Source organism: Aquiflexum lacus, from assembly GCF_015476655.1.
GTDB lineage: Bacteria > Bacteroidota > Bacteroidia > Cytophagales > Cyclobacteriaceae > Aquiflexum > Aquiflexum lacus.
In genome coordinates this window covers 241,376-255,169 of record NZ_JABFHF010000004.1, presented here as the reverse complement: position 1 = coordinate 255,169, position 13,794 = coordinate 241,376, and the positions used below count along the sequence as shown (strand labels likewise).

The following is a 13,794-nucleotide window of genomic DNA, read 5'->3' as shown; positions in this document are numbered from 1 at the left end:
TTTAAAACATACCTGCATTTCCATGATGAAAAGATCTTCATTTCTTAAAATTTTGATTTTCTTCTGTGCATCTGGATTATTTTCCTGCGCAAGTACTTACAATTTTGAGAAACTGAGCAGATTGGTAGAAAGTAACTGTTACGGAGGTTCCTCTTATGAATTGTATAAAAAAGCTGATCCGCTTCCATTAGAACGGCTAAATCTTTCAGATAGGCTAAACAATAATTTTTCAAAACGGAACCTCAATATTGCCAATGCACTGGGAATGTTGTCATTTATAGATGAATACATAAAAGTATTGGAAGAGTATGAGGCAGATCCTACTTTGGAAAAAAGGATTGCTTACATAGAAAGGTATCAAAGGCTTTCCCAAAGGTTTGAGGCTTCGAAAATGGAAATATCTTCCGTCCAATCGGAGCTTAACTGTGAGGAGGACAGGCTTCGACAGGTCTCTCAATACTTGATGGGAATAGAAGGCAAAGAAATCAAAAATCTGACAGTAGGATCGATACTTTTGGCGGCAACGTGGTCCATTGTAAGCGTATTCGTTCTTAATGATTCTGATGCTGCTGCTTATTTTGGTTTGGGTGTAGGGATAATTGGCGCAGGACTTGGTTACTCCATGTTGAAAGTTAAAAAACCGGTCTATTTTACCCATAAAAGAAATCATCTGAAAGAAGTAGTACTAGGGCCTGAGCAATCGGAATTATTTCCATCTTCCGTATGGTATTACCTCAATTTTATTGATACAGATGGTGAAGCACCAAAATCTATGAGGGGTGAGATACTCCAAAAATGGAGGACATTGGGAGTATTTGTAGATATAAGGTCCAAAGACATGCCAGCACTTCAGGAGAAATTTTTTGGAGAAGGAGGAGTATATTCCAGCCGGGAATTGGAACTCCGGGCAAGTATGTATGATCAGGTTTCTGCCAAAATCAACCTGATGATGCAGGACCTAAATTACCTGATTATTGAATTTGGTAAAATGCAAAATAAATATAGGGAGTAGGATAGGGAAAATTTTAGAATTTAGATTACAGATTTTGGAATGAAGAATGAAGTTTATAGTTGGAGTATGAGGCTGCAAGAACAGTATCCCGATTTTAAATCATCAATCTAAAATCATCAATCTAAAATCAAAACTACTCTACCACCCTCCTTGGTATATCCTGTGGCAAACGTGTCAATAGTTCATAATTGATCTGCTGGGTGGATTCTCCAAAGGAAGCGACTGTAATCTCTTTGTCTTCCTGATATCCCACCAATACCACTTCATCACCCTTTTGTACTGATTCAAGGTCTGTCACATCAACGGCAATGCTGTTCATGGTCACCGTTCCAACGACAGAAACCATATTTCCATGAATAAGCACTTTGCCTTGGTTACTTAATAGCCTGCTATAACCATGACCATATCCTATTGGAATCAAAGCAACGGTCATGTCTCTAGGAGCCATGTAGCTGGAACCATATCCAATAAATTCGCCCATTTGTACCGACTTGGTATTCATGACACTGCTTTTCCAGGAGATTAACCTCTTTAGTGGGTTCTTATTTGATTCTGGAAGCGATTGAAACCTGTACATATAGGTTTCCATCGTAGGCCATAATCCATAGGATGCAATTCCTATCCGAACCATATCCATGATGGTTTCAGGGTAGCTGAGGGTGGCAGCGGAACATGCAGTGTGATATTTTTCAAACGTTAAGTTATTGGCTGTAAACCATTTTCTGAATTTTTTATATTCCTTAATTTGTCTACGTACCCTTACATAATTACTGATACTTTCGGCACCAGCATAATGTGTACAAAATCCTTTCATTTCTAAAAAGGCTGTATTTTCTTTTAATATCTTGGCAAGCCAATCCCTGTCATCCCATTCGAACCCAGTACGGTGGAAACCAGTCTCTACCTCTATGTGAATTTTGGCTTTAATATTTAGCTTTTTGGCGGTCTCGATGGCGGCCTCCAAACGATCAAATTCAAACACATAAAAGCTGATACCTTTTATGATAATTTCCTCCAAATCTGAATTGTCCAACATCCCCATGATCATGACCTGGGAATTGTGCAAACTGACCTGATGTACCCGAAGTGCTTCATCTGCACTGAATGTACTGAAATGCCGGATTCCGTTTTCTTCTGCGATTGGGACTATATTTTCTATCCCATGCCCGTAAGCATTCCCTTTGACGACTATGGATATTTCGGTTTTCGGACCTATATCTGATTTTAAAAATTCGATGTTTTTTTGGTAAGCAGACTTACTGATTTCGATGTAAGAGGTGTGATGCATATCGGCAAATTAAAAAAAATCCAGCTTCTAGGACCACTTTAAAATAAATCCCGGAGAAATATTTTACCGGGATTTATTTTATGATAGGTTAAAATTTAGTTTTTCAGCTTGATTTTTACCTCTATCATTCCTCCAAATGCCTGAAGCGCATTAAATAAGTTCGGATTGTGGCCTTTGCCGCCAGCATTATTTAAAATCCAAACACCAATTCGATTATCAGGAACAGTTGTATGTCTACTAAAGTCAATATTTCTAGGTACTTCTTGGTCTGCTTTCCAGGTATAGGTTTTTCCTTCCACGCTGGGGATGGCTGTTTTTTTGAAGCCAAAAAATCTCACCGTGTATGATTCATGGTTATCTTCTTTAGGAAACGAGGCATTGAGCCAATTTGTAAAGCAGCCATCGCAAGGGTTTGGTACTGTAGTTACTTTAAGAGGAATATGTAAAATTTTGGTGTTTTCATCATTTTCGATTTTTACGCTGCCTTCTATTTCATCATATTTGGTCCACACCTCAGAATCCTTCGGTTTCAAATAAGCAATTACGTTGATCGTTTCAGTGGCTTTTTCTACCTCCTCATCCAACGCCTGATAGGTGATGTACGGAACCGTAGTAATTAGAGTGCTTATCCCTCCCTCAAAATTGCCATAAGCCGCAGGTGTACTCCATTCAAACTTGTAGTCAAATGGATCATCAGGAATATAAAACGGATCTCCGTTGGCCCACTCCACATAGAGCTTGATTTTTTGTTTGCCTTGTAAGGTGACATCTTTCGGTTTCACTTCCAGTCTAGCTGGCTTAACTGCGATGGTCGCTTGAGCTTCTCCTAATTTGATGAGATTTTGACCTTGCTTTATGTAGGCCGTTACAGTTACTGTTTCGATGGCATTATCAGGTAAATTGGCCGCGGAGATTTCTGCTTTATATGTGATGGTTTTCTGTCCATTTTCAATTTCAGTCCCCTTATTCCCAAGATTATCTCTCAGATACCCATACTTGCCCGAAGTGGACCATTTGTATAAAAATGCCTGTCCGTCTCCTAGTTCGGTTTTTGTATGTACAGTCAGGTCTTCGGCTGCAAAATTGGTAACAGAGGCTTCACTGGGACTTAAGACAATGTCGTTATCCTTGGAGGTCACCTCGAAGACTTCCAAGGGAGAGGAAAGGGAAATCTCACCGATCATCTTGGCAAAATCAACTCCTTTGATTGCCAAATCGATGAATTTAATCACTTTTAAAAATCTGGCTTTTTTCATTTCCTCTCTGAATTCTTTATTTAGGTCCACATCCCAAGAAGATTTCTTCATGGCATTTTCTGCGAGAAGATCCGCCAGGACATCTTGGAAATCGCTACTGACTTTGTCGCTGATGAAGTAGTCCATGACATCTGACACGAATTTGGTGAGGTCCTTGGTTTCGTACAGGTCTTTGTAAAAAGGGGTGAAATCCGCTACCTTCTTAACAGCTTCTACTATGATTTTGACATGTTCCTCCGTGGCCATATTTCCTGCTGCTGCAAATATCTCCGATATCAAAGGAATCACCATGTCCATGAAAAGGGTCTCTATCATCAGGTCTTCCCACTTGGCCTTTTCAGCATCAATATGCTCTCTGCCAAGCCAGCTGACTCCAGGAGAAGCTCCGATAACCCGTACTTTATATTTTGCCTCAGACTCATTTGCAGCTAGAGGGATATTGATTGCAGGTGAATCTTCAGAAGTATACTTTGGTCCCTGACCGACAAGCCCAACTGCAAGCACTCCCAAAATCCCTAAAACTGCTGCTGGTGTTCAATTCTATTGTTACATATTTAGTGGACATTAAGCAGATGGTTGTACAGTTTAAAGCTTTTTTCCAGGCAATTATTCCGATTGTCATAAAAACACCTCCGCCAATTTTGGATATGCTGTAAATTGAAGATTAATGTAATTTTATTGTTGGAGTCCGTTTTCATTTAATCGTCCTCGACACAGCGGCAAGAGTATGCAACCGCACCATCTTCAGGGCCACTACGACTTATGCCAAGTATTACTTTATTATATGACAGCCGTACATATCCGGTTCTGTGAGCATCACTTGAAAAAAGGGTGGAAGATGTCCACCAGTAGCCATATCTGCTCATTGAAAGATACAAATCAAGTAGCAGGTTTTTTTGTCCGCCGGGCAGCCCACTCCAGCCACTATTGTTGTTGGCGCCAGTATTGGGCTCACTCCAACCTGTGACTGACTTTAACTCAGCCCCGCCCCAGCCTTTGGGGTACAGATTATTCAGTTTCTCATATTCTTCCACAGAAGGCAGGTGCCAGCCCGGAGGGCAGGCCGATTTAACCGATTCACTGGAATACAACCTTCCATAGATTTCGCAATTATTAGGGTTATCGGCATAGCACCAACTATCATCTGACTTGAAATTCAGATTCTCTGCCATCCAAACCTGATCGCCGATGCAAACTATTTTATACGTCTGTCCATCGCGGGGATCGGTGAAGGTTTCTTCACAGGGATCCTGATAGCAATACGAATCTTTATTGAAAAGATTGAGTCTTATTATTTTTGGATATTTAGGTGGGTAGCTAGATTCAAAAAAGCTGCCATCGGCTTTTCTGTGAGCCATCCCGGTACTGTCTGCACTATCCGCCAATCTTCTGATAAGATTTTCTTCCGCCTGAATGGCAAAATCGTTGTCTACAGGTCCGCCTGACAGATCATCGTGATTCCACCCGTAATAGGCAATCGGATTGCGGCCTAAAAATGCGTTCGCTACAGTCGCTGTTTTCACTAAGTTCACAGGGATACCATCAATATTCCCATTTTTTATTTCACTTATAGTGGCTCCACTGTAACAGGAATTATTGAAAATTATAGTATTGGAAAGATCGGGAAGGCTTTCAAGAAAACGCATATCTGCCCAAACTTCAAGTTTATCAAGCGCTCTAACTGAATTTCCATTTTTCCACCATTCCTCTTTGCCCATTTTCGGCGCTATCACCGCCCAACTTGCAAGGAGATTTCCTTTCAAAAAATCATCGTACCCATCTTGAGAAAGCGTAGCCACTATTACCTCTTTAAACTCTTTTAATGTTTTTGCCCCGTTGGGAAAACTTATTTTGCTTCCAGTCAGAATTGCATCTGGGACGCCATGGGTATCCACTAAGACCAACCCATATTGATCCAATGTTTTTAGTGTTGCAGGGGTACATTGTTCGTGAATGAGCTCGGTAACTTCAAATTCAAAATCAGATTCCGACAAAGTGTTTTTGATACTTGAGTAATTGAAAGGGAGGTTATCTGCTGCTCCCCATAGCAATACTTTATTGTTAGGTATTGCATCGCTACAAGAATTATTGTTTAATACACGCGTTAAGCGATTACCGCCGTTAGGGCCGCCGCGGTAAACACTTTTACCATTTTCGTTCACATAATCTATTCTGAAAAGCATCTTAATCTCAGGGTTCATTAATATGTACATGTAGGTGCTATCTACGATATACACGTCTTGCGGTATTCCGGTATCGAGCATCATCTTACCAGTCGCGTAAAGTGCTGCAGGGGCCTTTCCATTGTTTTTACTTGCAAATTCGTAAAAAGCTGTTGAGCCCAAATTCAACAAATTATATCCTTTGAATAGCAGTTCTTCAGTTGAGTTACCTAAAGGATCATTTGGTGAGTTACCATTAGGATCTTCCTTTTCTTGGCATCCTGCAAGGCATAATGCTACAACACAGGTTAAAAGAATAAATTTTGACTTTTTCATAATAGTTTGATCACAAGTATTTAAATTTTGAGCCACATTAAATTCCTAGTCCTTAAAAGTAACGGTCACTTCTATGCCTTGATTCCCCCTGTCTTCGAGAATCTTAAGCCTTCTTTCCGCCTCCTTTTCAACCTTAGACCTATCATAAGATTCCATACCAAATAACCCCGTACCATCTAAAGATCTAAAAGTTACCATACCGTTTGAGATGTTGGTTAATCGAAACGGGGCCGTAAAGCTCCCGTCTTTTCTAATTGTTCGGGCGGTGTAAGTTGCGGCATTTTCTTCTTCGGGGAATTTCGCCTCGTCATATGCGTTTTCTACGGTATAAAGCATTTTACCCGCACTCATTCTTTCTTTAATAGGGCAATTTCTAGTGAATGGCACTGTAAAAACTTTATCTTTGGTTACATTAACGATGACAATCGAACTTCCTATTTTGCTTCGGGATTGTCCTTTTTTCAGGTAGGCGGTCACACTAACAGTGTCAATATTACCGCTGGAATTCAGATCACTCTTAAAAGCATTGCAGAGATAATAGGCTTCTTTGAATGAACTGCTGAACTCCTTTCCCTTGTGGCCTCTCTCATCCCAGAGATAACCATACTTTCCGGTAGTCTTCCACTCATATTCTATTACTTGGTCAGCAGCAATTGTGGATACAATGTGTGCAGTAATTTTTTTGTCATTCACCGGTGAAATGGAAAAATTATCAGGGACAAGGTTAAATTTTATTTCTTTGAGCTTAAGCTCCCACTCTTCTCCATTTTTTGAATTGAGAATGTCATAGGCAATCCTTACATAGTCTGTCCCTTTCAATACCAAATCCGTCACTGCCAGTATTTTTAGAAAACGTCCTGTTTTATTCTCAAGCTGTTTAAAATCAGGAACTTTAAATCTTTGTCCCGCTGCCCGATGAATTGTCTTTGTTGCTATTTGTGCAAGGTCATTAAAGAGTATTTTACCACTCTCTGATAATAATTCTGTAAGGTAATCACCCAATGCACCTTTAAAATCTCCCTTGTCCAGCTTCCCTTTTATGCCTGGCATTTTATCTACATGGAACAAAACCATGCTTATCAACTCTTCCCAGGTAAGTGGATCGGTGAGTACAGAGTGAGAGGATTCGTTTACCATACCACCGACACTAATGGCATCACCGATAATTGGTAGGATAAAATCCAATACCAGAGTTTCCATTTGAAGTCTGGTCAGTTTGCTTTTTTCTAAGGAAGTGAGTGCTCTGTCTCCCTGAGCTATTGGAGTGCCTGGTCCAATGACATTGATTAAATAATTTATTTCCTGTTCATTTTTATCCATTGGTAACCGGACGGTTTCCGATTTGATGGAAGCGGTTTCTGAAATATTGCCTATCAAGTAATCCACAATAGTTCCTGTCAGGTCTCTGACACCCTTCACCTGTGGAATGCTGAGTTCCAAATCCGCTTTGGTATTTTCTCCGAAAACAGGAATCAGATTATGTTTATTGCCACTTTGATCTAAATAATCATACTTGTAAAGAAAAGCATGGACTCTTCTTCTGGAGTAATGGGTAATATCAAATTGGTTGAGGCCTGTCTGTTCAAACTGTAGCCCGCTCCTTTTCTCCCCACTCACCAGGACATCGGCGGCGACTCCTTCATCTTCCTTTAACCTTCCCTCAGGGATTATTCTTCCATCATGCTTTTCTCTGCCTTCTTCAATGATTTTGCTGACTTTAGCCTTCAGACCATTATTAAAACTACCATTTTCAAGCATCATGGGGTCACTTAAAAACAGGTTATGAACTTCGTTCTTCCACTCATTGAAGCCAGGGATCTGGTGACTTTGTTCCAAGAATAAATCCGTAAGTTCCCTTTCATAAAAAGGAATACCAAGCCCTAGGTATAAAAGATATTCTGCGGTTGTTTCGGTTGATATTTTCATTTTCTGATTGGAAATAAAACCTGCCAGAATAAGGTTTTCATCCTTGTCAAAAAGAAAAGCAGGACTTGAAAGACCGTTATTTATGGCCACGTTTGATTTACCATCTTTTTCCACAGGAGAAGTGAGACCATAGGATAGAATTGAACTCCCTTCTAAATCAAAATTCGAACCCTCAGGAATTTGAATTAAAAGCGTTGCAGTTGGAAAATCAACGACATCAGGACCTTTATCGACAGGATCATCTATAGGAGTTTCGGTTTCCTTGCAGGCAGCTACAGCAAGGAAAAACACAAGCAGGAAAAGTAATGTGGATTTTATTCTCATGATAACAAAGGTTAGGATTATACCTTGACATCGAAAGAATTTCAAAATATCATCAAAAACCCAGAGAATTTTTCTCTGGGTTTTTGATTTATTCTTTCCAATAAATACAACTTACTCCGGTTTCAGTTTGATTTTCACTTCCACCATTCCGCCAAATTCCCTTAGTTTATTAAGTAAATTTGGATTATGCCCTTTGCCACCTGAGTTATTTAAAATCCAGACACCAATTCGATTTTCAGGAATATTTGTATGTCTACTAAAGTCGATAGATCTAGGGACTTCTTGATCAGCCTTCCAAGAATATGTCTTTCCTTCCACACTTGGAATAGCCTGTTTTTTGAAGCCATAAAATCTCACCGTATAGGATTCATGGTTGTCTTCCTTAGGAAAAGTGGCTTGAAGCCAATTTGTAAAACAACCGTCACAGGGATTTGGTAATGAAACTGCATGAAGCATAACATGTAGAATTTTAATGTTTTCATCATTTTCAATGTTAACGTTTCCTGTAATATCATCATAGCGTATCCATCGATCAGAATCCTTTGACTTGATGTAAGCCTGTACCGAAATCGTTTCACTGGCTTTTTCTACTTCCCTATCCAATGCCTGATAAGTGATATAAGGTACCGTTGTGGTCACTGTGTTTACCCCGCCCTCAAAATTTCCGTAAACTGCCGGTGTGCTCCATTCAAACTTGTAATCGAAAGGATCATCGGTAATATAAAACGGATCTCCGTTTGCCCACTCGATATAAAGCTTGATTTTTTGTTCACCCATTAAAGTAACATTATTCGGTTTAACTTCCAGACGGGCAGGCTTGACGGCTATGGATGCCTGAGCTTCTCCAATTTTTGTGAGGTTTTGTCCCTGCTTGACATAAGCGGTTACAGTTATAATTTCTATGGCATTGTCCGGCAAATTGGCCACCGAGGTCTCTGCTTTATAGGAAATGGTCTTTTGGCCGTTTTCAATCTCAGTTCCCTTATTTCCAAGGTTATCCCTTAGATGGCCATACTTGCCAGAAGTGGACCATTTGTATAAAAATGCCTGTCCGTCTCCAAGTTCGGTTTTTGTATGGACAGTCAGTTCCTCAGCAGCAAAATTAGTGACGGAAGCTTCCTTGGGGCTTAAGATGATGTCATGTTCGAGGGCTTTGGCTGTAAACTCTTCAAGTGAGTTGGATAGGGCGATTTGGCCAGCGGAACGGGAAATATCTGCCGCAAACATAAAATTATCCACCACTTTCATCACTTTAAGCAAACTTTCAGTTTTTTCTGTAATCTGTTCTGTAGTTTCCTTGAAATAGTTAGGATCGGTTGCGGTATTAAAGTTTGCTACACCTTCCATCATCGCAGTGACCATTTTGTCCCATTCCCCTGATTTTTTTGTAAACAACACATTCAAAAATCCTTTTAATGCTATTTGAAATTCACCTTTTTCAATCAGGTCTTTTAATACAGGTTCCACTGAGATAATGCCTTCAATGATCGTGATAAATTTTCCAAAGCTTTGAGACATGGCAGACTTATTATGACCTAATAATTTGGAAATTACAGGAACCAAATAATCTAAGGTAAAGGTTTCTATCATCAGCCTGTTCCATTTTGCGAGTTCATCATCCGTCATCATCATGTTTGGGTAATCCAACAAGCCCGGACCCACTATTCTCACTTTGTAGGTAGCTTCTGATTCAGAAGGACCCAAGGGTATGGGGATTGATTCTGTGGTAGTGGCGGCGAAGGCCATGCCATTACCACTGGCCCAATCGGAAAGCACACCCACAAAACTCTGGATTCCCAGCGTTGGTGTAAGAAGTAAATCCTTTTCTGCCTTGTCCGATCCCCCTACTCTGGGGATTAGCACGGTCTCTATCCCTTCTTTATTTTTGAAGGATGTTTTATAAATAAATGCGTGGGTTCTCCTTCTGAACCTGTTGGTGATTTGGATGTTTTGGAAATTCTCTTCAAAAATCTGTATACCACTTTTAAATCCAGTTGGGTCGACATTGATTTGTCTCGCTCTGATATCAACCAAATCACCCTCTACATTCAATTCATCCAAAAATATCTCAATAGAAGACCGCAGCCCTGGACTTGCCAAAAACTTTGGATTGCCTTTCATGCCGGAAAATATTGCCTGTTTCAAATTATCAAACCCCGGCAGACTTTCAAAATCCTTAAAAAACCTGACATCTAAATCCTCCAGCCCGTAGACTACACCCGAACTATAATAGGCTACCACTTGAGCGGTGCTTTCAAGAGATATTTCCTTATTCTGGGCATTGACAAATCCCATCATTACCACATCTCCTTGTTCATCCAGTAAGTGGGTGATTCGTGTGGTACCGGAATTGATTTTGGCTTTGGTATCGCCGTTGTTTGAAACTGGATAGCTGATAAAACCAGTTAACAAAGTTGCTTTGCTCAAGTCCACATTTACCCCGTTTGGAAGTATTACTTTCAGATCAATCGTAGGGATGTCTTTGGCTGGATCCTGTAGAACTGGGTCGTCTGTAAGCAGTGGCAAATCAGGTTCTTCAGTTTCCTTACAAGAACCCACGGCAAGAAAAAATACAAGCAGCAAAAGGAGTGTGGATTTTATTTTCATGATGATAAAGGTTAGTTGCAATACTTACACATCGAACCCATAAAAAAATGTCATCAAAAAAACCGGAGAATTTTTCTCTGGGTTTTTGAATCATTCCTTTCAATAATTATAATTCTATCAACTTCAGAAGCCCAGATATTTAAAAATCTTTTGATTCGCAGTTTTCAATATATAAAAACTGAACAATTGGGAAGGTTGGATTGAGAAGTGATTTCATCTAAAATCAAATCTATCTTTCCAATCTTCCCATTTGAACAATAAGTCTCTAATCTTTCGGTTTTTTCCTTATTCTTACTTCAGCATGTCCTTTAAAACTATGGAATGTTTCTTCCAAGTAATCAATCCACGTACCACTGACCAATCCACCGTTAAGCGGAACTTTCAAAGCAATTTTCCCATCGGGAATTCGTTCCGCAAATAGATGTTCACCACGGAACTTAGTTTCCGCAAAATACCATTTCAAATCAGCAGATTTAGGTGGATCTTGATCGGCTTTCCAAGAATAGCTAACACCCTCAATGGAAGGCACAGCAGTTCGCGCAAATCCATAAAATCGAACAAAATACTCCAAATCCTCCTCCTCCTCCTCAAAAATAATTGCCAAGATAAGGACGGCAGAATTTTCAGCTAGCAAATTATAGGCTTTAATAACCTCTAACGGTTCATGGAAAATTTTCCAGTTTTCATCATTTTCTATTTTGACCTTACCGGTAGCTTCTCCATAAAATTTTTCCTCTGTTGTCCCCTTTTCCAGCCTATAGACCCTGACAAATATTTCCTCTTCTGCTTTTTCTACCTCCTCATCCAATGCCACATACCGCACCACGTTTTCATTTGTATTTTCGGTAACACTATATCCGTCAAACAATCCGTAATCTCCCTTTGTGCCCCACTCATAACGGTATTCATACTCCTCGTTATTTTCGAGTTTTTTTGCCGGACCCGCAGTCTCTACATAAAGCTTTATTTCACTGGTTCCCCCATTTATTGGAGATAATGTTACTCCATTTGGTTTAATTTCAAGCTTTATAGGCTTTACCTTTACAGTAATTGAATCTAGACCAATGGATGTCAATTTTTCACCTTCCTTGATAAAAACTTCAGCATATACCTTATCTTGAGCTTCTTCATCTATCTGTGAAGGATTGGATATTGCCCTGTAAAACATCTTGGTGAAATTGGTCTCGATTTCCTTACCTGCCCTTCCTTCTTTGTCTCTCATGACGCCGTATTTCCCTGTTGTCCACCATTTTATCCAATAGGTTTGATTGTTAGGTAATTGGCCTAATTTTGTGATTGTGAGTTCCTTTTGCTCATTGACAGAAACAGCCGCATCTTTTGGTTCAAGTTTAAAAGGGATGTCGTTGACTTCTACTTTGAAGGATTCCATCTGAGTCGATTTCCTGACATCATTAAGAATTATACCGGAATTAATCGCAAAGACCATCAAATCTGCAATCTTTAATAATTTTGCTGCCTTTTTAACCTTACTTTCAAACTCAGCCGTTATATCGGCATTATTACCCAGTTTGACACCTGCTTTACTCTCATATCCTTTTTTTGCAATTTCGACTAGGATCTTTTCAAACCCTTTGTCCATTAAATCTTCCTGAATCAAACTGAGGAGCTCTTTGGCAAAAGCAATAGGGTCTCCATTTTTTGAAAATTCATAAAGCTTGGGAATATTTTTCGCCCTGGCTTCCACAAAACTATAAAGTTCCTTCAATTCAGATTCTTTAATTTCGTTTACAATACCAATGGCTTGGGCAATTCCTGGTAAGATTATATCTAATAAAGTATATTCAAGTGTAAGCTTATAGACCTTTTCTTCCTCTGCATCAGTCATGGAAAAAGCAGAAGGTGTACCGCCTGGACCTACTACCCTGACAGTATAAACAGCCTGGATTTCATTGGTTTCCAAAGGGGTGGGCATGGGATCAGAAATCAATTCAAAATACTTACCTCCATTCAACATGACCACATTCCTTGCGCTGCCCAACACACCATCCAAACTGGACACTGCGGCCACAGGTAATTCAGTCTGAGCTTTAAGACCACCATTGAATTCCGAATTTTTAATCAAAACAGTTTCCTTTTTTTCCCTGTCTTTAAAAGATTGTTTGTAAAGAAATGCATGGGTCCTTCTTTTGTAGTTGTTTCTTACTTTGATATTCTGAATATCATGTTCGAAAACCTGAATTCCACTTTTGACAGAAGCATCAACATTGATTACCCTGGCACGGATATCTACTATTTCACCATCTTCGTAAATTTTTTCCAGAGCTGATTTCCAGGATTCGTTCAATAACCCCTGTTGTAAAGCAAGGGGGTTTTGTTTGATGGTGGTTTCCATTTGACCGATCAATTCCTCTATTTCAGGAATGGAAGCAGCTTCCCGAAAATATTTGTCCTTCATTTCTTCCGGAAGGGTAAAAAGACCTGCCCCAAAATAGATCAATGCTTCCGCTGTTGATTTGACGGAAATTTCAGTTCTGCCTTTACCAAGAAAACCCATCAGCATGGCTTTGCCCTCTTTGTCCAGAAGGTATGCCATTACATATTCATCAGAAGGTGTGTAGGATTTGGATGTGCCGGAGGAATTTACCTCGAATTCAAATAATCCGGAAAGAACTTTGGAATCATCCAGGTTGACGGAAGTTCCCTCAGGAAAAGTGATGTTGATAGGTGATGTGGGCAGTGTTTCTGATCCAGGAGTATCAGGGTCATCTACAGGGTCTTCTGTAACCGGAGGAATATCTGGTTCTTCAATCTCTTTACAGGAATTGACTGCAAGAAAAAATACAAGCAGCAAAAGGAGTGTGGATTTTATTTTCATGATGATAAAGGTTAGGTGCAATACTTACACATCGAACCCATAAAAAA

7 protein-coding genes are annotated in these 13,794 nt (G+C 39.8%); 1 reads left to right on the top strand and 6 read right to left on the bottom strand.

Annotated elements, in window-relative coordinates:
* The first annotated feature begins 22 nt into the window (after positions 1 to 22).
* Positions 23 to 1,012, top strand: coding sequence for a hypothetical protein (locus tag HMJ38_RS05975; RefSeq protein ID WP_194973459.1), 990 nt, complete (start codon positions 23 to 25; stop codon positions 1,010 to 1,012).
* Between the two features lie 133 nt (positions 1,013 to 1,145).
* Here HMJ38_RS05975 and alr read toward each other — a convergent pair whose 3' ends face one another.
* The 6 genes from alr to HMJ38_RS05945 all read right to left on the bottom strand — a co-directional run bounded on the left by alr (position 1,146) and on the right by HMJ38_RS05945 (position 13,747).
* Positions 1,146 to 2,300, bottom strand: a complete 1,155-nt coding sequence (gene alr, locus HMJ38_RS05970; protein WP_194973458.1) for an alanine racemase — start codon at positions 2,298 to 2,300, stop codon at positions 1,146 to 1,148.
* A 95-nt stretch (positions 2,301 to 2,395) separates the two neighbouring features.
* The gene (locus tag HMJ38_RS05965; RefSeq protein ID WP_194973457.1) at positions 2,396 to 4,066 is read right to left on the bottom strand and encodes a hypothetical protein; all 1,671 of its coding nucleotides are present in this window, start codon (positions 4,064 to 4,066) and stop codon (positions 2,396 to 2,398) included.
* A 188-nt stretch (positions 4,067 to 4,254) separates the two neighbouring features.
* Entirely contained in the window at positions 4,255 to 5,910 is a 1,656-nt protein-coding gene (locus HMJ38_RS05960) for an FISUMP domain-containing protein (RefSeq protein WP_228779909.1), read from the bottom strand.
* 189 nt (positions 5,911 to 6,099) lie between these two features.
* Positions 6,100 to 8,304 carry a hypothetical protein gene (locus HMJ38_RS05955; protein WP_194973455.1) on the bottom strand — a complete coding sequence of 735 codons (2,205 nt, stop codon included), beginning with the start codon at positions 8,302 to 8,304 and terminating at the stop codon, positions 6,100 to 6,102.
* 111 nt (positions 8,305 to 8,415) lie between these two features.
* Complete coding sequence (locus HMJ38_RS05950) at positions 8,416 to 10,911, bottom strand: hypothetical protein (RefSeq protein WP_194973454.1); 2,496 nt, start codon at positions 10,909 to 10,911, stop codon at positions 8,416 to 8,418.
* Positions 10,912 to 11,176: 265 nt separating this feature from the next.
* Positions 11,177 to 13,747: a hypothetical protein gene (locus tag HMJ38_RS05945; RefSeq protein WP_194973453.1), complete on the bottom strand. Its 2,571-nt coding sequence runs from the start codon at positions 13,745 to 13,747 to the stop codon at positions 11,177 to 11,179.
* Positions 13,748 to 13,794: the final 47 nt, after the last annotated feature.